At 62.0% G+C, this 25,607-nt stretch carries 23 protein-coding genes; 2 read left to right on the top strand and 21 right to left on the bottom strand.

Translation table 11 applies throughout. The features are described 5' to 3' along the window. Window positions 1–169: 169 nt before the first annotated feature. Both AB0J10_RS00725 and AB0J10_RS00720 read right to left on the bottom strand, forming a co-directional pair. Window positions 170–400, bottom strand: coding sequence for a DUF397 domain-containing protein (locus AB0J10_RS00725; protein ID WP_363056318.1), 231 nt, complete (start codon window positions 398–400; stop codon window positions 170–172). A 3-nt stretch (window positions 401–403) separates the two neighbouring features. Next, window positions 404–1,249, bottom strand: a complete 846-nt coding sequence (locus AB0J10_RS00720) for a helix-turn-helix transcriptional regulator (protein ID WP_363056316.1) — start codon at window positions 1,247–1,249, stop codon at window positions 404–406. Between the two features lie 237 nt (window positions 1,250–1,486). Here AB0J10_RS00720 and AB0J10_RS00715 point away from each other — a divergent pair, with 237 nt between their 5' ends. Both AB0J10_RS00715 and AB0J10_RS00710 read left to right on the top strand, forming a co-directional pair. Then, window positions 1,487–1,897: an ATP-binding protein gene (locus AB0J10_RS00715; protein WP_363056314.1), complete on the top strand. Its 411-nt coding sequence runs from the start codon at window positions 1,487–1,489 to the stop codon at window positions 1,895–1,897. Window positions 1,898–3,004: 1,107 nt separating this feature from the next. Further along, window positions 3,005–3,223: a hypothetical protein gene (locus tag AB0J10_RS00710; protein WP_363056312.1), complete on the top strand. Its 219-nt coding sequence runs from the start codon at window positions 3,005–3,007 to the stop codon at window positions 3,221–3,223. A 61-nt stretch (window positions 3,224–3,284) separates the two neighbouring features. Here the strand turns inward: AB0J10_RS00710 and AB0J10_RS00705 are convergent, their stop codons facing one another. The 19 genes from AB0J10_RS00705 to AB0J10_RS00615 form a co-directional block, all read right to left on the bottom strand. Continuing rightward, on the bottom strand, window positions 3,285–3,482 hold the full coding sequence (locus tag AB0J10_RS00705; RefSeq protein WP_363056310.1) for a hypothetical protein: 198 nt from the start codon (window positions 3,480–3,482) through the stop codon (window positions 3,285–3,287). Window positions 3,483–3,484: 2 nt separating this feature from the next. Further along, window positions 3,485–4,414 carry a GH25 family lysozyme gene (locus AB0J10_RS00700; RefSeq protein WP_363056308.1) on the bottom strand — a complete coding sequence of 310 codons (930 nt, stop codon included), beginning with the start codon at window positions 4,412–4,414 and terminating at the stop codon, window positions 3,485–3,487. A gap of 257 nt (window positions 4,415–4,671) precedes the next feature. Continuing rightward, complete coding sequence (locus tag AB0J10_RS00695) at window positions 4,672–5,121, bottom strand: hypothetical protein (RefSeq protein ID WP_363056306.1); 450 nt, start codon at window positions 5,119–5,121, stop codon at window positions 4,672–4,674. 71 nt (window positions 5,122–5,192) lie between these two features. Then, window positions 5,193–7,979 (bottom strand): hypothetical protein, encoded by a 2,787-nt coding sequence (locus AB0J10_RS00690; RefSeq protein WP_363056304.1) that lies wholly within the window; start codon window positions 7,977–7,979, stop codon window positions 5,193–5,195. A gap of 15 nt (window positions 7,980–7,994) precedes the next feature. Beyond that, entirely contained in the window at window positions 7,995–10,247 is a 2,253-nt protein-coding gene (locus AB0J10_RS00685; protein ID WP_363056302.1) for a phage tail tape measure protein, read from the bottom strand. A gap of 221 nt (window positions 10,248–10,468) precedes the next feature. Next, a complete protein-coding gene (locus tag AB0J10_RS00680; protein WP_363056300.1) occupies window positions 10,469–10,882 on the bottom strand; it encodes a hypothetical protein in 414 nt (137 codons plus the stop codon). 502 nt (window positions 10,883–11,384) lie between these two features. Next, a complete protein-coding gene (locus tag AB0J10_RS00675; protein ID WP_363056298.1) occupies window positions 11,385–11,795 on the bottom strand; it encodes a hypothetical protein in 411 nt (136 codons plus the stop codon). Window positions 11,796–11,808: 13 nt separating this feature from the next. Then, entirely contained in the window at window positions 11,809–12,546 is a 738-nt protein-coding gene (locus AB0J10_RS00670; RefSeq protein WP_363056296.1) for a hypothetical protein, read from the bottom strand. Next, complete coding sequence (locus AB0J10_RS00665) at window positions 12,547–12,990, bottom strand: hypothetical protein (protein ID WP_363056294.1); 444 nt, start codon at window positions 12,988–12,990, stop codon at window positions 12,547–12,549. 9 nt (window positions 12,991–12,999) lie between these two features. Continuing rightward, a complete protein-coding gene (locus AB0J10_RS00660; protein WP_363056292.1) occupies window positions 13,000–13,593 on the bottom strand; it encodes a phage head-tail connector protein in 594 nt (197 codons plus the stop codon). Between the two features lie 217 nt (window positions 13,594–13,810). Further along, window positions 13,811–14,218, bottom strand: coding sequence for a hypothetical protein (locus tag AB0J10_RS00655; RefSeq protein WP_363056290.1), 408 nt, complete (start codon window positions 14,216–14,218; stop codon window positions 13,811–13,813). 60 nt (window positions 14,219–14,278) lie between these two features. After that, window positions 14,279–15,520, bottom strand: coding sequence for a phage major capsid protein (locus tag AB0J10_RS00650; RefSeq protein ID WP_363056288.1), 1,242 nt, complete (start codon window positions 15,518–15,520; stop codon window positions 14,279–14,281). 143 nt (window positions 15,521–15,663) lie between these two features. After that, window positions 15,664–16,341, bottom strand: a complete 678-nt coding sequence (locus AB0J10_RS00645) for an HK97 family phage prohead protease (protein WP_363056286.1) — start codon at window positions 16,339–16,341, stop codon at window positions 15,664–15,666. Further along, window positions 16,334–17,569, bottom strand: coding sequence for a phage portal protein (locus AB0J10_RS00640; RefSeq protein WP_363056284.1), 1,236 nt, complete (start codon window positions 17,567–17,569; stop codon window positions 16,334–16,336). The genes AB0J10_RS00645 and AB0J10_RS00640 overlap by 8 nt, the downstream gene beginning before the upstream one ends. 8 nt (window positions 17,570–17,577) lie before the next feature. Continuing rightward, on the bottom strand, window positions 17,578–19,074 hold the full coding sequence (locus AB0J10_RS00635; protein ID WP_363056282.1) for a terminase family protein: 1,497 nt from the start codon (window positions 19,072–19,074) through the stop codon (window positions 17,578–17,580). Window positions 19,075–19,608: 534 nt separating this feature from the next. Then, entirely contained in the window at window positions 19,609–20,544 is a 936-nt protein-coding gene (locus AB0J10_RS00630; RefSeq protein ID WP_363056280.1) for a hypothetical protein, read from the bottom strand. A gap of 695 nt (window positions 20,545–21,239) precedes the next feature. Continuing rightward, window positions 21,240–21,791, bottom strand: a complete 552-nt coding sequence (locus AB0J10_RS00625; protein ID WP_363056278.1) for a hypothetical protein — start codon at window positions 21,789–21,791, stop codon at window positions 21,240–21,242. Between the two features lie 772 nt (window positions 21,792–22,563). Further along, window positions 22,564–23,883 carry an AAA family ATPase gene (locus AB0J10_RS00620; RefSeq protein ID WP_363056276.1) on the bottom strand — a complete coding sequence of 440 codons (1,320 nt, stop codon included), beginning with the start codon at window positions 23,881–23,883 and terminating at the stop codon, window positions 22,564–22,566. Between the two features lie 221 nt (window positions 23,884–24,104). Beyond that, a complete protein-coding gene (locus AB0J10_RS00615; RefSeq protein WP_363056814.1) occupies window positions 24,105–24,605 on the bottom strand; it encodes a helix-turn-helix transcriptional regulator in 501 nt (166 codons plus the stop codon). Window positions 24,606–25,607: the final 1,002 nt, after the last annotated feature.

Genomic DNA, 25,607 nt, shown 5'->3' with positions numbered 1-25,607 from the left:
AACGGACTTGCAAACACAGGCAGTTGGGGAGCCGCTGAATGAATGTTTCGTGATGCACGTCTCCGGGGACGCGCTCTCTCTCCGCGGCAGCGCTGATGTGTCACTGAACAAGCGAGGGCCCCCGCCCGGCAATGCCGGACAGGGGCCCCAGGTGAGCTACAGGTTGTGGCTACGCCTCGCCTGTCAAGTGGTCGAACTCCCCGCCGCGCGCCCCATCGAGCATGGCGGCAATCTCAGAACGCGTGAACAGAAGCGCAGGCCCCGTGGGCGCCTTGCTGTGCCGGACGGCAACGCCATCCGCGTACGGCGCGAACTCGACGCAATCTCCATTTGCCCCGGAGGCGGACGCTTTCTGCCACTCGACGCCCAGCGTCGAAGCATCCGAAAGGATATATTCCACTGCCTACCCCTTGCGGTAGTTGTCTCTGTACTTTCCGATTAGCTCGATGCTTTCCGGTCCCCGTAGGGAATCGGTCATCATGAGCCGCTTAAACAATCGACTGTATTCCTGCACTTCCGCAGATTCCTCAAGGAACCTGTTTGCCGTCAGGCCCTCTAGGTAAACGATGTCAGGCTCCCACCGCTCCGGGAAGGACAGAATTACAAACGGGCCGAATAGGGCCGCATGGCTTGCAGCCGCTTCCGGCAAGACTTGAATGTTGACTGCATGCGGGAATTCTTCACACAGGTTCAGCATGTGCTCTAGCTGCTCCGCCATGAAGTCGGGCGTGCCGATGACATGCCGGAAAACGGACTCAGAAATCACGCCCCAGAACACAAGCGGATCGGGGCGCCTGAAGACTTCCTGTCGTCGCTCACGGATGCCAAGGCGTTCCGCGCGTTCGTCGCTTTTCATGTCCGGCACGTGCTGATCAAGCACCGCAGCCGCATAGTCCTGCGTCTGCAACAAGCCAGGAACGAGCACAGGTTGAGCGTTATATGCCTCCGCAGCGTCGCCCTCATAGCCGATGAAATCGGCATACACAGAGGGCACCACGTTGCGAATCTTGCTCTCCCATCCGCGCCCATTTCCTAGCCTCTTGAGATGGGCGATGTACGCGCGCAGGCTTCGATCACGGACGTCGTACCGCGCGAGGAGCGAGGCGAGATCCGTTTCCGAGATGCCGATACGGCCAGACTCGATCCGGGACAGCTTGGATTCAGACCAGCCAAGCGAACCTGCCACGACGTCCTGAGACCCGTGGTCGCCCTCAACCCGCAGTCCACGCAGCACCTTGCCCAACCGCACCTGTCGTGCGGTTGGCTCGACATACCGCCTACTGACCAACTCCGGACCTCCCCTCTGACCTGCGTAAACGCTGCAACGCTACCGCCGGCCAAGCTAACTGACACACACTCATCCGGGCGAATGATGGCGTCCCGCTTGCACAACTCCCCGCCTCGCGTGCAGGATTGCAGCGTGCAGGGTCGGTAACCGGCCATGCGCGGTCCGTAGCGCTGCCAACCCCGCGGAGGGGGGTGAAGCATGCCCGAACTGTACTGCCGTCGCCAGTATCCCACTGACCCTGCATCCGTCGCCCTGGTGCGTCGAGACTGCCGCAACTTCCTTACGTCATGGGCGATTTCTGACGTTGGCGCTCTGGCGAGTGACGTAATCCTCGCAGTCAACGAACTGGCCACAAACGCCGTAGCTCACGGCGTATCCGGACTTCCCTATTGGTTCTCCATCGAGCTATTCGGAGACACCCTGCGGGCGGAAGTCAGGGACTACGGAGGCGCGCTGCCCGCACAAGGGCAGGCTGCCGACGAATGGGCCGAATCCGGCAGGGGACTGCCATTGGTTGACGCTCTGTCGAATGCCTGGGGCGTGAGAGAGGAGGCACAGGGAAAAACCGTGTGGGCCGAGTTCAAGGCGAACGCAGGAGAACGCGCATGAGTCGCCGTGATCCCCTGCCCCAACAACACAACGCATCTACTCCCGTTGTGCGCCACTCCCAGGTGCACAACGGGCGCGAGACTCCCCGCCATTCCTAGGGCGGGTCGAGTCTCCGCAGGCGCCCAGGGTGCGCCGATCCTGGGCGCCTGTGTCCCAACGAAAGCGCCCCACGCTGGCAGGCAACGCCAACGCGGGGCAGTGTCCGCAACCATGCAAGGAGAGTGCGAACGTGAGAGAGCTTATCGGGTGGACGTGCGCCCTGTTAGGTCTACTGGCCCTGGGCGGTTGCATCACAACGCCTCTGCGGGCGACAGGCAGGCACAGGGCGCCCAGGCTGCCGAATGCCGACCCGTGGGCGCCCCTGGTCCAAGCGCGCGACGTCCGGCAGTTGCCCCCTGTTGAGCGGCCCTACTGGCGTCCGCCGCTTCCCCCCACGCGAGGGGCGGCACACAGAGCGCCCTTTGAGGACGACTGCGCCCTAGTGCGCCCGTACGTGGTCGCCCACCTGGGCGAGGAATGGCGGAAGCCATGAGCGCCCAGGACGCGAGAGGGCGGGCGCAGGCTGCCGCCTGGGACGCGTACCTAAAGCACTGCATGCCGGACACGGGTCCGCGGTGCCTGTCCTGCCTCGCAGCGTCCCCGCCCGACCAACCGGGGCAGGGGTGCGAGGAAGGGAACCGCCTCTATGGCGAATACCGCCGTGCCCGAATCGGTCTGGCAGTAACTCCGCAAGTCACCATCTAGCGCAACCCTTTGGGAGCAAGAGCAATGGCGACGGACCGCTTCCCGTTCATTTCGCGTATGGACTGCAACGGCAGACCCTTGGACATCAATGTCTGTTGGGCCCCCAAACCGCGGGAGGGCGGATTGACCAGCACGCGCCATTGCACCTTGCCCCCGCATTTGGGCAACGTCCACTATCACGAGTACACAGATGAATCGTGGCTCGACCCCAGCAACACAACCCGATGACTGCCGCTTCCGGAGTTGCCACCTGAATTCTGGGCGGAATCGCGCTCGCCCCAGCGCTGGGCAGTGAAACACCCTGGGGTAACACATACCGCCTGCCCCTCGCCTAACCTCCCCGGGCGAGGGGCAGGCTCGTTCATGCAGAAAGGCATCCCAACCATGGCGCGCTCGCGCTGCCAACGCTTCAAATCCATTGCCGCACGCTGGGACAAAGAGATTGCCGCACAGGCGGAAAGGGCATCCAACGTCGAGCATGAGGACAGGCGAGGATTGGCGGAAGCCCATACGCGCGCCGCCCGCCGCGCCAAAGTGCGAGCACTGGAAACCCACTTGAGGCAATGCCGCATGTGCTACTAGGCCTAAACGCAGAAAAGCGCCCCCCTGCCAGTCAAGGCAGGGGGGCGCTTGTGCGTCGGGACTACTTGACGACGCTGGGCGATTCCTTGTCGCCGATGGGCTGAACGAACATGCCGTAAACGGCCCGCAGACCCGCCGCTACAGCCGCGCCCAGCGCGGCCCTGGACAGGTCGTAGCCGGACGCTGCCCAGGCCGCGAGAGCGCCGCCCAGGGCAGCCGCGCCCGCCTGTTCCGCGAGGCGTACTAGGTACTTGCTCATGCCTACTTACCTCCCCCTGCGCGCAGGGTGACCGTTGTTGCGTTGATGGCGTCCTGTAGGGCGCCCAGGGCGCCGGACACGTCGAGTTGGGCGAGTGTGTCTGTGAGCGCGTCGAGCCTGCGCACGGCAGCCGCGAGCGCAGCCGCTTGCGCCTCCACCTGGGCGCGCACGTGCCGTATCTCCGCCTCTACGGCGCCCGCCCTCTCCGCGGCGGCACGGGCGTACACGTAGCCGCTCCCCAGGGCCGTAGCAACGGCAATGCTGCCGTCCTGTAGCCCCTTGTCTTCCTTCCATCGGTCCTTTGCCCATTGCGTGATGGGGACCGTATCCGAGAGTTCCAATTCACTGCCTCCGCCCGCCGGCCCAGAGTCCCCAGCCCATTTGCGGAGCGCGTCACGGGTTGGGAAGTTGCCTACGTTCCGATCAATGCCCCCGGTAATCGAGTGCTGATGGAAGACCCATGGATGCCGCACCCTGGGCGCACCTGTCGGGGCGCTGGGGTCGGCAATCCAGAGTCCGTCAGCCGCATAACTCGTCTTGTCGCGGTTCAACCAATAGTCCCTGTTGCAGTACAGGACGACACGGTTAGCGGGAGCGAGGCGCTTGACTTCCCGTAGGAACGCGTCCTTCTCCGCGTTGGATGGATAGGAACCATCCGGCGCAGTTTCCCAGTCGCATGCGAGGATTTCCCCAGGGCGCGCCCCAGCTCTGTTCACAAAGTAGCCTGCCTGTCCTTTCGGATTGCCTGCCCGAAGGAAGTGATAGAACCCAACGACCAGCCGCGCGGAGCGAGCGCGAGTGACCTGGGCGGACATCTTCGGATTGCTGTAGGTGGTGCCTTCCGTTGCCTTGACAAACACGAAATCAAGACCCGTGGTGTCATAGGTAGTGCTCTGATAGGACGCAACGTCAACACCGTTGATGAGTGGCACTCTGCCCCCTACTTGAGTAGTGCGGTAACAATGGCCGTGCCTAGAGAGGCGAGGCTGATGAAAGCCGTAGTGGGGAGCGCGTGCCGCCATTTCTCTAGGGACTTGATGCGCGAGTCATGGTCCGTGGTGCCATGCCCCTCAAGCGCGCGAAGGCGCCTTTCGTGGTCCTCTTGCAGCCGCAACGCGACGTCTAGCTTTGTCTCGATACGAACGAGCAACAGTTGAAAGTCAGGGTGTTCAGGCATCCCACGGTCCCCCTAGGCGACGCGCCTTACCGAAAACCACGAATCGGATTCGACAACGGTTGCCGTCCCGTTGGATACACGCTGCGCCCAGTCGAAAGAGAACGCGCCCGCAGTGCCGCCGACGATGAGCCGACCTTTGATCAACATAACCATTGCGGTAGACGTCGAGATACAACCGACGTCCCGCGCAGAGTTGATGGGCGTACGGATCGAACGCTTAGCGCCCGCCTCTACCGTCTCCCCGATGTCCAACATGTATCCGCCGTATGACCCCGACGAGCCGCTAGGCCCGGTGAACTGTATTGTAATGTCCGCGGCGGTCGAGCCTGAATAGCGTATGTACGCGTCCAAGACGTATTCCGCGTTTGCCTCCACATCAACGGACAACTCAGGGTCCGCCGTGACTGTCGTTGTCGACGCGCGGCTAGTGCTACTTCCCTTCAGTGCGTCAAGCGGGATCATGTATTGCAGGATGTCCGCGGTAAGCGCCCTGCCCGCATAGATGGTTGGGTATTGCGACATGCCGTGACCCCCTACAGGGCGATAACTGGGGTAGTGATGAGACGGACAGGCGTACCGGACGCGTGCGCCTTCACCACTCCGTTGATGCTGCGGGTTACTCCGAACGTCTGAGACTGGGCCGTGCCACTACAACTAGTGACTCGCATAACCTCACCACCGACGTAGATATCAAATGGGAAGTCACCGGAATACGTGGCACTGTCCGCCCAGCGAACCGAGCCAGTCGCGGTAAGGACGTTGAGGATGCCGGATGATGACGACGTCGAGCCGTTCGTTACACAGCTTTCGTTATCCACGCGCCCCAACACGTCGTCATCAGGAATGCCGACAGTCCATGGACCCGCAGGGCTGCAATTGAAAGCCAACTCCCATCCGTTGGGATGGGTGATCACTTCCGTATAGCCCTGCACCAAAAGATCAATGGTCTCGTCCGGCAGCCATACCGGGGGGTTCGAAATGGTCATACGGTCCCCGATATCGGCCCCGGAGGCGGTATCGACTAGATCGGGGGTTGCGGCTAGGTCAACGCGTACGACCGGATAGCGTGCCTCATCCCAGGTGCCCAGGTGAACGCGCCAACCCGCATGGCTTATCGGCTGGTTATCTGTGTAAAGGTCGAGCGACACGCTTTCGCTGTACGTCCCCACACCATCGGGCGGGGCATCCGTAGAGAGCGGACCAGTGTCCTTTGTGACCCGCGCCCAGCCTCCGCCCGTACGCGTGACAGTCACGTCATTGCGCGTGCTCTGGTCATCGTCTACAGGCTCCAAAGGGGGCGCGACGTCGCCTGTCGAATAGTCAAGGTCGAGCGCAACCGTCTGGTTATACAGTCCGGCATGGTCGCGCAGGCGGAGGGCGACGTCTTCCCTGTCCTCATAGAGAATGCCGCTTTCTGCCTGTGCGGCTGCCTCAACGATATTCGTAAAGGTCTGCCGCCCCTGCGGTCCGAGGGGTGTTGACTCTTCTGGTCTTCCCGCCGGCCGCATGGTCACATCGGTCTCATTGCACAGGCGTAGGACTCTTTCTGTTGCCCTCTCGCCTGCGTTACCGAGCACGGCATCATAGGTGTCTGTCACGGCAGGGGGGTTGGGCCCCCAATAGGTGATGTAGCCGAATGATGCGAGATCATCGGTAAGGGCCAAGTTGGTCCAGAAAAGACGCATGTTCCTTACAGCCTGCGACACCTCACCGGTATACGTGCCGGACGTGCGCGCCGCGCCATCCACGTACAATTCATAGTCGGTATCCGTCGCGCCCGGAGTGATGGTTACGCGGACATGATGGGGTGCGTCGTCATAGATACCCGCATTGGATACGGTCTCGACGACGTCAACGCTTGAGCTTGACTCGGAGATGTACGCCGCGGAAAGCCATATCTCATCCGCTCCCGCGTCAAACTCGATAGTCCAATTTATCTTGGGGGACGCATCCGTACCCGAACCCTGGTCCCCGATGACCAACCCCTCATAATCGCCAATCCCACTACGGCAGATATCAACGGACCATTCGGAGGCCGCATCCGTGTTGTTGGGAACGTAGGTCCCCAACGTGCCGTCCGTGCTCGGAGGCGTCAACACGACAGGGTCGAGCCAATCCGCTAGCTTGCCCTCCGCCCAGCCAACGGAGCCTGTGCCCGACTGAATTTTCGGCACCATGGGCGCCCCGCCGAACAGGGCCGTACCGTGTGTGGCCAACTTGCCATCCGTGAGGGGCCAACATTCAATAGCGCCATTGACTGTGATGTGCCGCTCTAGTGCCGACTTGAGAGGTACGGCGCCCTGCCCCAGGCGCCGCAGGATTCCGGCAGCCTCAACGGACACTTCCACATCTTCGCCGGAAACGTCCCAGCGAACGGGCCATGAGGAAATCTCGCCCACAAATCGAGGCTTGCGGTTGCTTATGGACGCGCCGCCGGCCACAGTCCACTCAAGCCCAGCCCCGTCAGTGAACGACGTATCTCCGGGCGTTTGAACGGTGAAATCCGGATTGGCAACGACCGTGCCCCCGATGCCGTCGAGTATCTGAAACTTGGTGATACGCCCGGAGCAAGCATCCGCGAGAAAGTCGTCAATATCACCCAACTCGACGGGCGCCGTGCCACTGTGAATGGACGTCGTCCCAGAGTTCACGATGGGCTCACCCAACTGAGTCCACGTGCCGTCAATTGAATCCGACGTATAGAACGTCACCGTATTGCCGGACGCGCCGTTGTCGACATCGAGCGTCACCCGGACCGCAACGGGGCGACCGCCCGGCGGATACGGCAGAGGTTCCGTGCATGTCGCGTCAACGGCGCTCGCAAGAGTGCCCGCGGTAGTCCAACGGAAATTGAAGGTGCCCGTAGTGTTAAGCCATATCCCCCATGAGCGCTGATTACCCGTAATCTCATATTTTCCGGCAATCAATACCAAGGACGTCCAGTTAGTAAGGTTCATTTCGAAACGTACATCTATGTCCCCCGTGATATCCAGCGCAGCCACATCAGGGGTTGTCACCTTGTCCCCCGCGTTGCCTGGCAGGGACAAGTAGGACTCACCTACGTCGAGCGACACACGCACAGGGGTGTTACGACCGATCAACCCGAAATAGGGCGAGGCTGGATTACGGCTCGACCAACGCCCATCCCTGTTGTCCAAGGTAAGCGAGCATCGGGCCGGATCGGTTTGCTTTCCCTCATCCTTCCGGCCGCGCTCGATGGTGATTGGGGCACGTGCATAGACGAAATCAGTCACGTCCGTCCAAGTGCCGCCGATCTCCATTTCAACGACGACGTCAAGGGGGGTTTGGGGAAACACCATGGTCGCCCCCTCCGCCTACCGGCCTAGAACCAACTGAACGTCCCCGCCGCGCACACGGATCGCACGGCGCAACAGTTCCATCAGGAACTCATCAACCTTGCTATTGCCTGCCCGGATCTCAAGGACCGTACGGCCGCCAGAGGGGCCGTTCAGGGGCCCCACGGGGGAAATGGTCGAGCCGCCGGCCGCAGGGCCGTGAGAGGGCCTGGGAACAGCTGCCAGACGCGCCATGACGCGCCGCAGGACTGGGTTACCCGACTCAATGCCCTTGACGACACCAGCCGGAATCCAACGGCCGATCTTCCTCGCCATGAGTTTGGAAGGGCTAGAGATCCCCAGCGCTCTCGCAATGGGCCCAGGAATCAGGTTCCTTGCCCAGCCGGTAAGCGTGGATTTCAACCATGAGCCCATGGCCTTAATGCCATTCCACAAGCCACGTACGACGTCGAGGCCCTTGTTATAGAGCAGCGATCCGAGATTGCCGATGGCGCGAGAGATCCGCCCAGGCAGACCGCGAACCCAGTTCACGATGTCGGTAGCCTTGATGACTACCCATCGTTTCATGGTGTCCCAATGTTTGATCATCAGGCCAATGGGCGTGAAGTTGAGGAAGGCGTTGTAGATCATCCTGGGGACACCCTTGACCCAGGCCACTATGCCGTTCCAAATCTCCGCAGTCTTCCTCTTGATGGTGGACCAATGCTTGATGATCAGTCCAACAAGAGTGAAGTTCAGGAAGATGTCGACAAGGAATTTGGCTACCTGCTTTACCTTGTTCCATACCCAGTCCCAGGCAATGCGGGTCCATCCCTTGACCTTGTCCCAGTTGGCAATGATGAGCGCGACCAAACCGACTACGGCGGCAATGGCCCAGCCGATAGGCCCCATGGCAATGAACCATTGGGCAGCCATCGTCACGGCCCAGGCGACGGCACGCGCCGCCATCAATGCGAACTGGGCAACGGCGGTGACTCCCGCCCGCACGACTGCGGCAATCCACGTTCCGATTGCCGCGAGCGCGGAGCCAACCCAGGCAGCCGCAGTAGTCGCCGCGGAGGCTACGGCTGCGGCTGCCATACGGGCCATTGCCATAAGCCCAACGGCCATAAGGCGGAGGTATCCCGCAATGGTCTTGAATAGCGCAGCGTTGTGAATCTTGGTTGCCACAGTCGCGATAGCCGTATAGGTGGCGTAGATTTTCTGGGCTACGGCAACGGCCATGACGAGACCCGCGATAACGCCCAGGATGGCGGCAAGAGGCTTCATCAAGCCCTGATTTTCCATCCCGAACGAGATGAACTTTCCGGCAACCTCACTCAGCTTTTGCACTACTTGCCGCTTGAATTTCTCAAGTTGCTTGGCTGGGTTGTCCGCCATCGTTTTCATTGCCTTCTCCGCGGCACCGGCAACCTTGTCCATGCCCGCGGAGGCAGCCGCGGAGGCAGGGTCGAGCGCGAACAGGGATTCCCCCATGGTGTTTGCTGTGTCGCCGAACAGGGCTTGCGCGGCCGTGAGTTGCACGGTTTCGTTCTTGGCTCCGCGCAGTGCGTCCATAGTGATTTGGAGCGCCTTTTTCGCGGAGGCTCCGCCCTTGCCCATGAGCTTTGCGACATGATCGGAGTCAACGCCGATGCTCTTGTAAGCCTCTTTCACTGCATCGCTGTTGCTGAGCGCCATCTCTCCGAAGATGCCGATAGCGTCGGCAACTTGGTCCGCATCCCTCGCGCCTGCCTTGAGGCCCTGAGAGAGAAGCCCTGTAGCTGTCTTGCCGTCGAGCCCAACGCGACGCCAAAGGGTGCTGTACTCGTTGAGGGTTTCGAGGAAGTCTCCCGACTTGTCCGCAGCAGTGGACAGGCCCTTTGCCACTATGTCCATGGCCTCATCTACATCATTGGCCATGCCTGTTCGCACAAGCTGTCCAACTGCCGCAGTCGTGACGCCTAGATCCTGGTCAAAGGTTTCCGCAAGGGCCAACACCTTGGACGTCACGGCCTCTAGTCCACCCTTGGCCTGTGACACGTCTCCGATGTTCTGGTAAACACCCTTGATGGCCAGGTTGACGGTTTCCGTTGAATCGCCCCAGGCGTCCCCATAGACCTGTGCGGACACTTTGGAAAGCTCCGCAGCTTCCGCCGGCCCAACGCCCAATTGCGCCGTGAGCTTTGCGTTAGCCGCTTGCATGTCGAGATTGGCGGCAACACCTACGCCCAGTGCTGCCGCGACGCCTACGCCGATGCCCGCAGACGCAGTAGAAAGACGTTCCTGCATGCGGGATATCTCTGGGCTTGCCTCATCACGCGCTATAAGGCGGAAGACAAGGGAAGTATCCGACGCCATGACTCACCGCCGTTTCATCTTGGCTTCCGCCTCATCCATCTGCCTGCGGTAGTCGTCGAGCCAATCCAACATTTGGTCTGTCTCTTCGACTGTGAGTAGCGCCCATTCCCATGGGCGTATGTGCAACAGGTGCGAGGCGTTCGCGAGATTGGCTAGCCTGCGATCGGCAGACTTGCTTTTCCCTCCCCCTCGTCCTCCTCATCGATGGCGGTTTCTATCTCCGCATCGAGATTGGCGAGGGTTGCCGTGCGCTCGTCACCGGACGTGTTTTCGGAGATTGCCTCTCGCATGGTCACAAGCTCTTGCTTGCTGTATTCGAGCTTGAGTTCATCCCATGCAAAGTCGACGTCATCCCATTTGATGGTCGGGTGTTGCCGCTTGAGGAACATATAGAGCAGGGCGCGGCGGGCGAGGCTGTTGCCGGACAGCACGGAACTTGTGAAATCCGTAAAGTCCTTGCCTGTCTTGCGTTCCAACATTTCCCGTTCCGCGCTCATGAGCTTGCGCGGGTTGTACTTAAAGCGGGTAGGTTCCTCCGAACCTTCCGGCTGGTAGATCAGATACATAGTCACCCAACCCTGCTAGCTATGCGCCTTGCCATTGCGCCCAGGACATCCCGAATAGCCGCGCGCGCCTCCGGGGCGCTGCCCCTCATCGCGTCATCGAACCAATCGGGCTTGCCCCTCTGGACGCGCCAAACGTCATTGCCCCAGGACTGCGTACGCCATCCCTTAGTTGAGTTCGTACGCTTAGGGGCATTCGAAAAGTCACGGACGCGCGGAGTGCGCCTCGCCCGTACGCTCGCGCCTGCGCCTCGCATGGTCAGGTTGACCCGCGACTGAACAGACCTAGCGATAGCCGGCCTGAGAGGCGGGGACGTCGCGCCGCCTCCGGACGGAATCGACAGGGCGGCATTCTTAGCGCGCTGTGTGTGCGGTTTCAGGGTGTCGCGGAGTTCCTTTGCGAGTTCCTTCCGCAATACCCTGCCGTCCTCTTGCTCGCGGATGACGCGTATGAGATTCCGCAACTCGTCCTGTCGCACTTCCACTTGAACGGGACTACGGGTCATCAGGCCGTTGCCCTGGTCACAGTGCCGGACGTTGGGAAGCTCACGGATTGCGTTGCCTCATCCCCAACGCCTCCGGACAGTGGCTTGAGTTCCTTGATGAGAACGGACCCAGTCCACTTGGGGTTTGACGTGCCGACTGCGGCAGACGTCGGGCGTACCTCAAAGGTAACAACGGTGCCGAACAGGGGCCACAGAATGTCGTCAAGCGCGGAGGCGGCAAAATCCTGCTTGAACTCGATTGCGAGTTCCCCGCTCTTGAGTCCGCCTATGACTTCCTTCCACCCGGCGGAGCCGAACGTTGTCACGTCCTTTTCCTCTACCTCTACGGAAAGTTCGCCCTTGTTCACGTAGTCACTCAGGTCCGTTGCGTTGAGCGCCACATATTCAGTCGTGAGAACCATGAAAGCCATGAGGAGTCACCCCTTACTTAATGCCGAACGCGACTGCGAAAAGGAAGGATGGGTCAGTGCCCGCGATAGTCCATGACGCGCGGAAGAATGTGTCAGTAACGGCCGAACCGTCCGTGCGCAGGATTTCGCCGCTAATCGCGTTGGCCTGCGTAAAGGTGAGTTGGGTAGTGGCAGTGGAAAAGGTGTCGTCCACGTCGCTCTCTATGACGACGTCGAGCGTTGGGGAAGTGCCGGACACGGACAGGACGTGTAGCGAGGCGTAGAGGCGCTGCCCTGCGGCTACGGCGCCCAGCTCTGCCCCGGTGCCTCCGTCGCCGCTCGACGTGCGCGCGGTGGCTGGGTTGTGGGCGAACTCCCCGCGGACCAGGGGCCAACTCCCGGCCGCCTTGCCCTTCCATGGCGCGATGTCCCCGACCTGTCCCAGCCACCCGTATTCGGACCGCAGGGCCCGTGTGAAGTAGGCGAGGCTGCCTGCGGTCGAGCCCACGGGGCCGATGGACCAGGGGCCATTGCCGCCGATTTGGGACCAGGAAGCGTCGTCGACATAGCTCTCATCCGACGCTTCCCAGAAACCCTCAGCCATGATCTCGGCGGAGCCGAGTCCGGCCATTACCTCTTTCCAGCCGCTAGAGCCGTAGGTTGTCGAATCCTTCTCTTCGGTCTCGGCGGAGAGTTCTACTTTGTTAGAGGCGCCTGTCAGGTCTGCCCCAACGGCAAACAGGTTGACGCCCGTAAGGGTTATGAGTGCCATTTACGGACTCCCGTCCCCGATCACATCAATCGTGATTTCGGCCCCTAGGTACTGGGCGCCGTTGTGTTCGTAGAGGCGTAGCCCTTGCATGCGCGTGACGCGCAAGTCATGGGCGTATCCATTGAGAGCGGCAGTACCGGGGGCGCCTCGCGCGTCCTCTATGACGTCCTTTAGGGATGACGTGCCGGACCCTGACATCATCGAATCCATGAGCTTTTGCCCCGACAGGTCATCGGCTCGACTGACCAGCACTCGCACAGTGAACGTGACAACGTCCATCGAGCGATTCATGGTCCGGTCAAACTCAATGGTGTAGTCCGAGACAAAGAGGCACGGTTCCGAGACGGAGTCCGGCATGTATCCCGTGCACGTGAGCGAGGCGTTAGGCAGGACCACCGCGGAGGCGGCAAGCGCAAGTTGCGCGCGAACGTTGTAGATGTCCATGTGACCCCCTCAGAATCCGGGCAACATGAACCGCTTACAGAGTTCGTAGACATCGGGATCTACTCGCCCCACGCGGACCGCTCCCCAATCGGCGGAACCTAGGACGCCTTCCGGTGAGTCCTTGCGTTTGTAGAGGCGTAGAGCCTGCAAGATGGTGGCTTGCACGATTTCATCGGGGACCGCCGGCCATCCCCATTTGGCAGTTACCTGAACGCGCGCAGTGCCCCTCGTTCCCCAGGTACCGGAGTAGCGCACTAGGCCAGTGATGGGGAGTCCTTGCGCGGACGCGTTCTCTGGCCATGTTTCGTAATCCGTGATGGCGGTATAGGTGCCGCCGACGCTGCCAGTCTCGACTACTAGCCCTGTCGTTGAACCAATGTCGTCCACTATCAAGAGTTCGCCTGTCGTATGCTCGACGGTTCGGAACTCTGGGTTATAGGTGCGCTCGCTCACGGCTGCATCAAGATAGAACCGCCTACCGCAGTTCTGGTCTATCTGCCGCGAGGCAGCCGCAAGAGCAGCCGTGAGCAAGTCATCCCGTGTGGTGTCGGACATGTTGAGCGCAACTTTTAGGCTGGATATAGTCGCGTACTCATTTGCCACGACAACCCCCTATCGGGTTTCAGCCTTCCCCTTGTTGCGCGCAGCCGTAGCCGTTTCGACAGGGGCAGGTTCCGGCACGCGTTCCGCCATGCCGGAATTACAAAGGTCCTGGGCCTCAACGTCTGGCAATGCGACGATGGCCCCACGGGGGGGCCACTTCTTACCGTTCCGCATGCCGCTGATATCGCCCTTGAGGCGAACTCTCATGAGTCACCCCTTACGCGTGACTGACAGGCTTCTGACGGCACTTGCCCAGGGCGACAACCGCGGCGAACACTCCGCCCGTCGTGGCACTGGACGTCACCGCGACTACGCGGACATAGCGCAGGTTGGTCCTTACGCCGAACTCGTATTGCGTGTCGCTATCGTCAGAGTCGAGCGTGGGCGCAGTGCCCTGAATGTTGCTCGCGGCAACGGCGGCATAGGACGAGTCATCGGCCGATTCCTCCACGCTGATCACGTGAGAACCGTCCGTGATGGTGCCCGTAACGACACACACGGAGGCAGTCATCGTGCCGCCATTGGCGCCCAGGTCGACACCTGCGCCATTGTCCGTGCCATCGGTTCGGGCTACGGGGGAGAGGGAACGGCGGATGAGGACGTCATCGTAAGTCGAGTCAGACACGGGACTACTCCATTCCTGTAAAGGGCGAGGGGGGCGCGTCTGCGCCCCCCTCTGCGGCTGTTAGCTTGCGCCGCCTACGAAATACTTGATGGCGCCGGTAAGGTCCACAAGCGCCGCATCCGCGCGCATGAGGGCGCGGAAGGTAACGAGATCCGTGTCAAACGCGAAATCGTCCGACCGCTCGAATCGGATACCGCCGGCCATCCTCACGAAATACTGTGAGAAGTCGCCGAACAGGACCGACTTAGCGGAAAGCCCAACGTCCGCAACGTTGGGATCAATGACGACAGGCTTACCGAGCAGGGTGTCAGGTTCACCCGCGACGATGGACGGTTGCCAGACGTAAACGCCTTCCGTTGTCTTGAGCTTGCGAACCGTTTCCGCCGTGCCGTCGTTCATCATCCAACGGCAGGAAGCGGAACGGCGGTAAGGCGCAATGACGGAGTGATACAGGGTGATGAGGTAGTCCGCGCCCTGTCCTGCCGTTGCCTGGGCGCCGAATCCACCAGAGATACCCGTTGTGCCGGTAGCTCCCGCAGTCGCGTCCGTGACGACGCCTCGCGGCTGCCCTGCGCCCGTACCCGTGATGGCCCGGACGCCAAAGGCGTTGCCCAGGGCGCGCCCTGCCTGCATGCTCAGATATCCCTCAAGGTCCACTCCGGAATCCCGGAGCAGTTCAGAGGAAATCTGCATCTTCGCGCCGAACTTATAGGCGCCCAGGTCGACGCTTCCGAACGTGGGCTCGGACGTGCCGATCGTTCCGCCTTCCGCAACCTGCGCGCCCGTAGAGTGCGCCGTTGTCTTGGGTACCGGAATGGTCTCGCCGGACGCAGTGTTGAGGACGGTAACCCCAGCCTGCATAATCCCGGAGTTCTCAATCAAGTGCGCCATAAGGCGGTTGTAGAAACCCTGGGGAACGACACTGCCCCCCGCGGCAGACGTGAGCTTAGAGAGCGCGCGGAAGTCAACGGCGCCCCTGGGGTTGATGTCGAATGTCCGCGAGGAAGTCTCCCCCCTCGCCCAGGAACGGAGTTCATCGTTTGCCGATGGCCCACCAGCGGGCGGAGCGCCACCGCCCGCACGTGACAGGATTTCGTCAGCTTCCTGGGCTCGCTTCTCCTGTGCGATGACTGCCTTAATCCGCTCATCGCACGTGTCGATTTCCTCGTTAAGCGCCGCCCACTTGCCGTCTTCCTCGGCACTGAACGCGCGCTTTTCATCGGCCGCCCTGTCGGCAAGTTCCTTGGCCTCATTCCACGCGCGCAGTCGCGTTTCCATGAGCCGCTTCACAATCTCAGACATGGCCCTGCCCCTTTCGTCTGAGTCGTTGGTTGTGAATGACTCAGGTGGGTTGCGCCCTGCCTGAAACTGCTAGCGATGTTCAGTTAGCGGGATGGGTTGCGCCCTGTCCCGGAGTGAGCCTCTGTGCGCCGTGAGCGGATGGCCTAAGCCTGTCCGCCATAAGGCGAGTTGCGGAGCGCGAGCAGCCTCACTCGCGCCTGTTCAGGGGTGATCCGCGGCGGGTCCGCAGGCGCCGGCCCACGGTTGTCGGTGCGGGTAAAGAGCCTCCGCAACTCGTCCCGTTCGGCCAACTCCCGCACGTCCTCATAGGGCGCTTCCACATGGCGCGCGAGGGACCGCAAACCCGCAGACGTGTCCGGGTAGGCGGGGAGATTGACGGGAGCTACGTCAACCAACTGGACGCGCAACAGAGTTCGCTTAGGAAACCCCTGGTCCGTCTGTGCCCAGTCATCCTCAAAGGTGCGGAAAGCGAACGATGACTTAGTGACGTCGCCTCGCGCCACCAGCTCTAGCACGTCCGCGCGCGCCTTTGGCGGGTCTACCTCATAGGTCAATCCGTGCTCATCAAGGGCGAGGCGGAGCGTCCCTGCATGTGTGGTGCCGAGAAGGAAGTTGTCGTCATGGTTGTACCGGGCGAGCACATCGGGCCAACCGTCACCCTTGCTCTTGTTGAATGCCGCAGGGTCGATTTCCTCAACGAACCCGCCCAGGTTGGATGATTCCTTGCGGAACATCGCTGCATATCCGGTGATCGTCTTGCCGTCACTTTCTGCCCGTACCTCTGCGGGTATGCGGGTATAACGGCGCTCTAGCTCACGCATTGCGGGTTGCCCTCCGTTCGGCCATGAGCATTTGAAGGAATGCGGTTGCCTCCGCACTGCGCGCGTCCTGGTCCTGGTCCTGGTCCTGGCCCGGCTGCGTCGAGCCTCCGGGCAGGCGGTATGCCTGTCCGGCGCCGTTGGGTAGTGGGCTCTTGTTCTCAAGGGCCCTGATGTCGTCAAGGTTTAGCCAACCCTGTTCAAGGGCCATGCCGTACGCCTGATAGCGAGTGAGTGTGTCAGTGCGGATCATCGCGTCTGCGTTGAACCGCATGTATTCGCGAGACGGCAGGACGTCCGAGATAGCGGATTCAATCCGGACCAGCCATGGGCGCAGGGTGATACCGACTAGGTCAAGCGATTCCATTTCGACCGTTGAATACGTCATTGACCCGCCGGCCTCTCCGCCCACCTTGCCCGGAGGAACGCCGTAGATTGCCGCCACTTGCGTTGCCGTGAGCCTCATGGTCTCGATGAACTGGGACTCTTCGGGATTGACTTGCAGTGCGGTGAAGTCCCAGTCACTACCGAATACCAGCGGCTTGCGTGAGCGCATCGCAGCCGAGAGACGAGACTGAATCTCTTTGCTTTCCTGCGGGTTGATCGTCTTTGCGTTGTTCCTCATGGTGGCGGGAGGGGTGCCGCCGTTCTCAAACCAACTCGCGCCGTAGTCCGTTGCCGCTAGCCCAACGCCAATCGTCCGGGCGAATGCCTGAATGGGCGACAGTCCGACTACGCGCCCCGGCTCGACAACCCACGGGATATGAAAGATGTCTTCCCGCGGAACCTCTTGACCACGGTAGTAGTAGATGGGAAGGACAGGGCTACTCTCGTCAACCCAAACGTCATCAGGGTTGAGCCATTCAATGCGCGTCGGAAGCGCAAAGGCGTTGCGCGCAGTGATCAACCCATAGGCGTTGCCCCTCGCGCACAGGCTGATCACGCACTTGTGAAGCCACTGAAACAGGTTGTCGCGCGTCGCAGGCTTAAAGAGTAGGTCGGGCAGGAAGGCGTTAGGTTCGCGCGTTGGCCCGTTCCGCATGAACGTCTGTACCGGCAAGCTCGCGATACTGTCCGCGAGTGTGCGCCAACAAGCGAACAGGGGAATCAGGCTCGTTGCGTTAGTTGCGGATATCTGACTTGGCCTGGGCCCACCTGCGACCCAGGGGAGCGCGGTAATGGCGCGCGACTCGATGACGCGCAGCCACGTACGGCGCAACGCTGCGAGCATGGCACCCCCTATAGGACGGAATCCAACACGTTGTAATCCGCCTGGGCGACGTCGAGCCGTAGGCGGAGCGCCCATAGGGCATTGGTTGCGGCAACGAGTGGGGAGATATCGACACTGTCTGAACGGGAGCGCGACCATGCCCACGCGTCCGTAAGCGGGCGCGTCCGCGCTCCGTTGATGGCGCCGGTCAATGGGGGTTGGTCAATGTGCACGATCGTGCCTCGCCGGATGGCGTCCGCCATTTGCCCGCAGGCAACGGCCACATCGGGCGTGCGCAAAACCGCTAGGTCGCCGCGTACGGGCCTGTCTGGGTCCTCCGGGGGAGTTATGCCGTAGCCGGCCAACTCGCCCATGAGACTCGCGACAGGGCCCTTAGAGTCAATCGCTACGGCTAGCGGACTCCATATCTCGCGCAGTCGAGCGAGCGCGGGGGCGACCCAATCCGTACCGGGGCGCCTGTCTATCAACTCGATGTGCGCAGTCCCGTCCGGTAGCGCGGAGGCTGCCGAGATTGACGACCAGTCGCGCAGGGTGGACACCTCAACCGCGAGCGCGAGCGCGTCTGTGTCCGGGCGGGAGTCGAGCCGTGCGCACGTCTTCCATTCCTCGCGCGGCACGTTGGGGTCAAGGGGCGGGCGGGCGGTTTTGGTCCTGTTCAGATAGGCGCGGTCGAACTCGCTCTCATCCATGGACTCAAGCTCTGTGCGGATGATGCTGGGCGTGACTGTGTAGCCGAGTGCGGGCATGCACGTTGCCCAGGTGTCTGGGTCATCCCGCGGCAGTTCATCCGGCGCGTACCATTCGAAATAGGCGACCGCGGGCCATTCTCCGGTGAGCCAAGCGCGCTCGATTATCTCGCGCCCAGCCTTGCGCTTCTCATTGAGAAACACAGACTGTTCGGTCCCGCCCGCGCTCGCCCACCACATCTGCGCATTGCCGCGCGTGAGCATGGCGGGAGACATGGCCTGTTCAACCCTGTCGTCTTTGTGGGCGAATGCCTCATCAATGACACCCAAATCCAAGGGTGGCCCGTGCCCCGCCTTTTCGGTGGTGGACGTAATCCCCAGCCGCGAGCGCGTCGACTTCCAAATGATCGCCTCATTGCCCGTGGTTTTCCGCGGGTGGTATTTGCCCTTTAGTTTCGACACGTCGAGTTTGGCTAGGAACTCGTCCTCCCAGCGCTTGCGCGCGTCTATTCGCGTCTGCGCCGTATACGAAACGTTCTGTGCCTGCCATGCCATGATGCGATGAACCATGACGGTAAGGACCGTTTCCGTTTTGCCTTGCTGCCGCGGAACGCTAAGCCCAACCTTGCGATAGGCGAGGCGCCCAGTGTCCGGCTCAATCTCTAGCGCGACGTCGAGCACGTACCTTTGCCAGGGCATTGGCTCCGCCCCCACAAGGGCAGTCATCACGCGCGCTGCCTTGCCGCCCAGCGTGGGGCGAGACCAATTGCGAGGCGTTCCCCAGCGCGGCACGCAGGTGAGTCCGTACGTCTCGCGCAATTGGTCCGCGTAATCAGTCGGGGGCGCCCAGGTCGCCGAGTGTGTCATCCGCACCCCCCGCATGTCCGTCGCTCAATTGCTGCATGGCTAGACGTAGCTCTCTCGAGAGGGCAGCCATTTGCCGCCCCTCCGGTCCGCCTCCGTTGTCGAGTTCCTCGGCTACTCGGAAGGCCAATGCCGCGAGCGTCCGTTCAGTGCCCAGCAACTCGCCCATGGCTGCGATATCGGCCCTTACGGCGCTCTCAATGGGGCCCATGACTCGACCCCCTTTGCAGTCGGTCCGTGAGCGTTCGCAGTCGCGCAGCCGGCCATGATCACCCGGCGGAACCCAGGCGCGCAAAAAGATGCGAGTTTGGGCCGGGGCTGGGATTGGCCCTGGTCAAAAGGACGCGCGCCGCCGGCCCCGCCTCTGACCTGCGCGTTCGTAGAGGCGACGTGCTCCGGGGGCGGGGGGTGCGGGTCGCGCCGCGGGCGGGTCCTGGTCGTGGTCCTGGCGCTCGACGACCCAGGCGCCGGCATGGCTGTGACCTGCGGCTATGCGGTGCTTGAGTCCGTGATGAGTCCCAGGTTGGCCAGTGCGGTGAGGAGCGAGGCGAGCGCGCTCCCGTCGCCCCGTGATCCGGTCACGGTCTGCTTTGCAACGGGCGTTGCACCATGGAACGCGAGGGTGTCGGCGCTGCCGTCAAGGACGTGTCTGGTGGCGCCGTACAGGGCCTCTACGAACTCCACCTTCCCCGCTATCTGGGTATTGAGCGCATCGGCTGATAGGCGCATATAGCTGCGCTGGGTTCCGTCGAATGCGGTCCCGCTCCAATTGGATATGAGTAGGTCCGATCCTGTCGCCTCTAGGTCGAGCGCGCCGCCGCCTCGCCTGAATCGGTATCCCTTGCCTGTGCCCAATACGCTCAGGTCTGCCCCGTTGAGGGTTACTGCCCCGGTGAATGTCGCCCCTGTGAGATCCGCCTTTGCGTCGAGTCCTGCGGTGAGTCCGGTCACCTGGGACTGCGCAATGGTGAGCGCGTCCTCATCAATGGTGGCGCTCGTCCCCAAGCCCAGGTTTGTCCGCGCGGTTGACACGCTCGCTAGGTCGGACAGGTCGGACGCTTTGGCGAGGAAGAGATCAGGATTGGCGAGGGTTGTGAATTCCGCGGTGGCAGGGTCGGCAATGAGGACGTCTGCGAGGATGACGCTTGCCGATGCTTTGGGAAGGCTTATGTAGCGTGTCCAGTTGGGCGCGTTGACGAATTGGGTGGATACTTTGTACGTCCACCCGGACGGGCCGATACCCGTTGCGTCTGTAGCGCATAGCACGATGCTGAATTCACCGGCCGTGAGGGTTGCGCTCGCGGCTCCGCCGAACACGTAATCATCGGCCCCGATGGTGACAACGTCCGGGGCGGTAAACACTATCTTGCCCTCGATGACGGTTCCATCGGGGAGCGTCATTGCCTCGCCTGTCGAGACTGTCACGGTTTCTACGCCTGCGGGAAACGGCATGAGTGCACCCCCCTAGCGTTTGTACCAATCGATAGAGGTACGCAATTGGTCGCACTCGGACGGCAACCGATTGCCTTTCTCGTTGTTGCATTTCCGTAGGCATGTGGGGCAGCCTCGCACGCCATGTATGGGGGCGAGATTGTCTATGGCGTACGGGTCGCCACCCTTGCTTACGGGGATGACGTGGTCTGTCGCGTCCGCCCCTGAGTGCCCGCACCACATGCATGCGTCGGATGCGGCTAGTACCTGGGCGCGAGCTTGCCGATAGGCGTACTCCGTGAGTTCCTTACGGCCTGTCATTGCGGCTACCCCCTGTCATGAGAAAGGGCCCCCGGAGAGTGGGAGTCTCCGGGGGCCCTATCAGGGGGTTTCGGGCATGCAGAACGCCCCTTCATCTTCGGTCATTGAATATGTCATCGTCAAGGGGTGATCGGGGGCGAGGGAAGCGGATTGGGGGCGGGTCCGGCAGAGGGGGGCAACCTTCCCCATCAAGGCACTCAGGCGAGCACAGATGGCGATATGGGGGCAATTCATCAAGGTTCCATCGGGCACCCCAGCGCCCCCCTGTCCCGTACCTCTCTATGCGCCCCTCGCTCGCCCAGCGATAGAGCGTCCCCCGTGTGCGGCTGGTCCAGTGCTCTGCCGCTTCCGTGTCGACCAGTCGCGGCCTATATGGCTCGTTCATCGTCACCCTTCAAATACCTCTCTATGTCCTGCCACGTGTATTCGGTGCCACACGGGGCGCTCTCACCTATGCGCCCGATACACACGGCCCTGCCGTTGTGTAGCTTGAGTGCGCCTGCGCAGTCTCCGCACACTGCCCCGGTGACGATGGAAGATGGGGGCACGTCATAGCCCAGGATCACGCGCGCTCGCCTTACGTAGCTCGATAGAGCGCGCTTGAGTTCGTCCACCAGGGCGAGCGCTTCAAAGTTTCCTGGGAACGGGCTATCAACCCTTGTTGCGGAGCGCCCCCCGTTATCGGCCCCTGTAGCCGGCAGGGCTATAGCGGCCTGCAACTGAGAGACCAGCGGAGCATGCCGAACCGTCTTCACGCGCATTTCTGCCGTCTCCGGGCAGTCGCACTCCGCCCAGGACGGGCGCGCAGTCGGACACTCGTCCGTGTGGCGCTTGACGCGCAACGTGTATTCGACGCGTTCAGGAAACCCGCTCACTAGTTGCTCTGTGAGCGAGGCTATGTATTCAAGGTCGCTTGCCATGCACTCTCTCATTCCGGGCACTCGTCATGTCGAGCCCATAGGTAGCGCCCCCATTCGATGCCCCAATAGGACTCATTGCGCCGGATGAGCTTGCGGCAGACGTCGCACCTACGGGGCCTAGAAAGGGGGCGGGTCGCAGAGTTCGCAGGACGTCGAGCCTGTGTCCCCCTGTGAGCCTCCGCGGAGGCATAGCGGGATGCTGGGCGCCCAGTAGCGCTCACAGGGGGTTGGGCAGGGTCCTGGGGCGCCTCGCGGAACGTCCGGGCGTCCATGGGGTGCCCCCCGCAGACGTGCTCGCCCAGGACGGGCGTTCCGCGCTCGATGTCGCCCAGGGAAGCGCGCTTGAGGGCCTGGGCGCGTCCGGCAAGCTCCCACACGCGGTAGGGCTTGCGTCCGGCCACCAGTAGGGCCCTGAGAGCGTCCGGGGCGAGAGGGGCAGTGTCGACTCCCGCCCAGGTGCCGGAAACCAGGGCAGTGAACACCCATGCGCCACATCTGACGCAGTTGCCCAGCACGGGGCGAGTGTCTTTCAAATGCTCATGCATTGATCATTTCCATTCACTGTCCGCTGTCCCTGTCCCCACCTGTCCGCCCCTAAAGGGGGGCGGACGGGACGGACAGGTGTGGCAGTCGGACGGACAGGTTTTTGCAGACCTGTCCGGACAGGTCTGACCTGGGCAAATAGGCAAACCTGTCCGCGAATGGGCGGACAGGTCGAGCGGACACCTGTCCGCGTGGCTGCGGACAGGTTTTTGGTCACTCTGCGTATATGTCACCCCTCCGGGAGCTTCAATTCGACCGCACTGGGCGCCTCGCTCTTTTCCGGCTGCCTAAGCGCCTCGCGTCTTTTCCGGTACGAAATCGCAGCCGCTAGAACCGACGTCCCAACGGTCAACTCTCTATCGACCAGCCATGAGCGCATGCGGTCCCTACCCAGGTCTATGGGCGCCCCGTGCCTGTCGAGCAGTTGCACGGCTGCGCTTATAGCAGGGTCCAAACCAGGGATGGCGAACACTGCGACCCGTTCGGGGACCAGGACAACGGACGTTTCCTGCGTGCCGGACCGCTTGACCATGCCGTCAATGGCGACGATGCGCGGAAGTAGCCGGATTTCCTGCGTGTCGTCATCGTCCTTGGTTTTGTCTATGCGGACCGTGATGACCCGCTCCGCGCCCTTCCCTTCTTTCTTCACTAGTAGCTCTGTCTGCACTGCGCCCAGGACGTTGGACGCGCCCCTACCGTGCTCGCCTGCATGGCCCGTGTGGTGAACGAGCGTGGCGCAGGCGTCCGCCTCTTTGGCGAGTCGTTCAATCCGGCTGAATATCACGGACATGCGCTCATTGCTCGACTCCTCTACGCCGACTGTCGAGCGCGCCTGTGTGTCAATGATGACCATTGCCGGACGAAGGCGCTTGCAGGCTTCCTCCAATACCAGCCACTCAACGCCGGCCACTTGAATTGGCCTGGGGAGGAAGTGCACCCCATGCATGCGCGTCCCGTGCTGTTGCTCCCATGCCCGGACGCGTTTTTTGATGCCCCCTGCGCCCTCCGCGACGAGATAGACAACGTCGCCTTTGGTGACGTCGCGTCCCGCCCAGGGCATGCCGTTTCCGACGCATCCGGCGACGTCGAGCGCGACAAAGGATTTCATGGACCCAGGCTTGCCGTTGATGCGCGCAACGGTGCCGCGGTAAAACAGTCCATCCACTACGGGCGACAGTTCCTCTATGCCGTCAAGGGCTTCCGTTGTCAGTGTCTCGGATATCAGCGCGTCCGCGAGCTGGGCGACGCGCCCGCGTTGCTCGTCCTCCTCGATGGTGAGCGCTCGCTCTTTGGCGCGGTTGTAGCTCGCTATCTCCCGCGCTTTCTCTATCTCGGCTGCCTCGCGCCTGTGCGCCTCTACTAGGGCTTCCGTCCTGTCGTCAACGCCCAGTGCGGGCAGTTTGGCGGACACAACGGAGACGATGCGTTGTACGTCATCGCTGAAACTCTCAAGAGGCGCTGCCTGGGGGTTGAGCAACCACGCGAGCGCGAGGCGAGCGTCTATTTCCGATTGGGAGAGTTCTCCGCTTCCCTGTGGTTCAACCGACACGCTTTCACCCCTGCCCCAGCCCTAGGCAATGACTGGGGCCTGAATGATTTCTATACCCGTCCATGCCCATGACTCGAACGGGGCTTGCGCGAATAGCTTGTGCGTTTTGGTCCATCGGAAACGCGCTCCGCGATACTCAGGCCCTATGAGATGGGCGAACACGTACTTACGCGCCTTGGCTGCCGAGTGGGTTACAGCAGCGATGGTGCCGCCATTGTTGATCACCCAAGTTTCCTGATTCCTGCCGTCCATACCGCGGCATCCTCCGTAGGCTTTCGCCTGTCGCGCCTCCGATACCGATTGCGGGTCTGCGGAACGTCCCTTGACGTGAGGCGCCCAGCGCCCCACAGAACACTCACCGCGTGCGGTTCGGACCAGGACAAGAGCGAGTCACACAGGCGCCCCAGGGCGAGGCTCCCGCCCTTGTATTGCTGCCGGTCGCCCCTGAGTAGGGCGCGGACGTCCGCGAGCCCATCCCGCGCAGCATTGCTCCGTGGGAGTCGCTTTCCCGTCGCCCTGTCCGGCCGAATGGTGCCCCGCTTAAGTCCCTGGGCCACCGCTTCCGCGTTGCTCGTCACTCCGTACTTCCTGTGTATCTCTTGCAGCCCGTTGCGCACTGCGTTCCGCGTGACGTACAGCCGTTCAGCTATCTCGTCAACGTTCAGCCCGTCCGCGAGCAGTTGCAGATAGGCGAGTTGCTGGGGCGAGGGGCGATAGGCCATCGGATGCCCCTTGAGCTTGAACTCTTGGATAGTCCGCTTCCGCCGGCCCCACCTTCCCGTTGGCCCTAGTGGCTTGTGTGGGCCTGTCCACTCCAATTGCATCCACCAGGGCAGCACGCGCTTTGCAGCCGCTCTTTCCTCGGCACGCTTGCGGGTCGCCTTGCGCTTCCTCTCCAATGTGCAAGGGCGGCACTTGCGCCGGTAAGCCTCGCGGTAACTGTCATAGACGAGATAGACATTCCTGGGGTCATCGAGCCTGTGTGTCCCCTTGCCGCAATAGGTCTGTATCGCCCTGGGCATGCTCGTCCCCTTCCGTCTCTTGTGGCGGTTCCGTGGGCCGTTGCATGGACCCAGCGCAGGCGATAGCCGTAAACGCTGGGCCCCTGTGTGTCCGGTGCGAGGCGAGGCGCCCATTCGGGCGCAACTCGACGTCCCTATGGCAGTGCTCGCAGTAGGCCCATACCGCGTCGCCCAGGGCGCCCCTAGGGGCCCCGATAGTCACCGGTGTTCTGTCCGTCCGCGAGGCATGGGCGCTCGCCCTGAAACAGGACGTCAACGAGAAAGGCGCCCCCTCGCCTGGGCCAAGTGATGGCGAGAGAGCGCCCGCAGTCGGGACACGTCCATATCTCTTGAGTCGGGTATCTAGTCGAGAGGCAAGGTCTGTGCACGTATCCCACTCCGGTCCGGTGTGGCCGATGGCCACTCGTTGCCCATCCACCAGAGGGGCACTTGTTCACAGGTGAATAGCCCTGTACGCCCATGGCGCCATGCGAGGGATTCCCGCCCAGGCCAACCGCGCACAATCCATTGCCTACAGTTTTTGCACCTCATGGCGCCCTGTCCTTTGCTTTGTCGATAGCGCCTCCGGGGCAGAGCACGCGTTCCCGTGCCTGCGGTTCGCCCAGTAGCGACGTGAGCGCGGAGGAACGCAAATGCGCTTCAACCCTGCCGCCCCGCACAAGGGCTACGTAATAGGTTTCCGAGTAGCCTGCAACCTGCCCG

It is taken from the genome of Streptomyces sp. NPDC049887 (assembly GCF_040656535.1).
Lineage (GTDB): Bacteria > Actinomycetota > Actinomycetes > Streptomycetales > Streptomycetaceae > Streptomyces.
This window is presented reverse-complemented; position numbering and strand designations above follow the sequence as displayed.

Excerpts from the sequence above, each read along its gene's own strand:
- AB0J10_RS00715 (WP_363056314.1), top strand. The coding sequence starts at position 1,487 with ATGCCCGAACTGTACTGCCGTCGCCAGTATCCCACTGACCCTGCATCC.
- AB0J10_RS00710 (WP_363056312.1), top strand. The coding sequence starts at position 3,005 with ATGCAGAAAGGCATCCCAACCATGGCGCGCTCGCGCTGCCAACGCTTC.
- AB0J10_RS00705 (WP_363056310.1), bottom strand. The coding sequence starts at position 3,482 with ATGAGCAAGTACCTAGTACGCCTCGCGGAACAGGCGGGCGCGGCTGCC.
- AB0J10_RS00695 (WP_363056306.1), bottom strand. The coding sequence starts at position 5,121 with ATGATCCCGCTTGACGCACTGAAGGGAAGTAGCACTAGCCGCGCGTCG.
- AB0J10_RS00690 (WP_363056304.1), bottom strand. The coding sequence starts at position 7,979 with ATGGTGTTTCCCCAAACCCCCCTTGACGTCGTCGTTGAAATGGAGATC.
- AB0J10_RS00685 (WP_363056302.1), bottom strand. The coding sequence starts at position 10,247 with ATGCAGGAACGTCTTTCTACTGCGTCTGCGGGCATCGGCGTAGGCGTC.
- AB0J10_RS00680 (WP_363056300.1), bottom strand. The coding sequence starts at position 10,882 with ATGTATCTGATCTACCAGCCGGAAGGTTCGGAGGAACCTACCCGCTTT.
- AB0J10_RS00675 (WP_363056298.1), bottom strand. The coding sequence starts at position 11,795 with ATGGCTTTCATGGTTCTCACGACTGAATATGTGGCGCTCAACGCAACG.
- AB0J10_RS00670 (WP_363056296.1), bottom strand. The coding sequence starts at position 12,546 with ATGGCACTCATAACCCTTACGGGCGTCAACCTGTTTGCCGTTGGGGCA.
- AB0J10_RS00665 (WP_363056294.1), bottom strand. The coding sequence starts at position 12,990 with ATGGACATCTACAACGTTCGCGCGCAACTTGCGCTTGCCGCCTCCGCG.
- AB0J10_RS00650 (WP_363056288.1), bottom strand. The coding sequence starts at position 15,520 with ATGTCTGAGATTGTGAAGCGGCTCATGGAAACGCGACTGCGCGCGTGG.
- AB0J10_RS00645 (WP_363056286.1), bottom strand. The coding sequence starts at position 16,341 with ATGCGTGAGCTAGAGCGCCGTTATACCCGCATACCCGCAGAGGTACGG.
- AB0J10_RS00640 (WP_363056284.1), bottom strand. The coding sequence starts at position 17,569 with ATGCTCGCAGCGTTGCGCCGTACGTGGCTGCGCGTCATCGAGTCGCGC.
- AB0J10_RS00625 (WP_363056278.1), bottom strand. The coding sequence starts at position 21,791 with ATGGCAAGCGACCTTGAATACATAGCCTCGCTCACAGAGCAACTAGTG.
- AB0J10_RS00615 (WP_363056814.1), bottom strand. The coding sequence starts at position 24,605 with ATGGCCTATCGCCCCTCGCCCCAGCAACTCGCCTATCTGCAACTGCTC.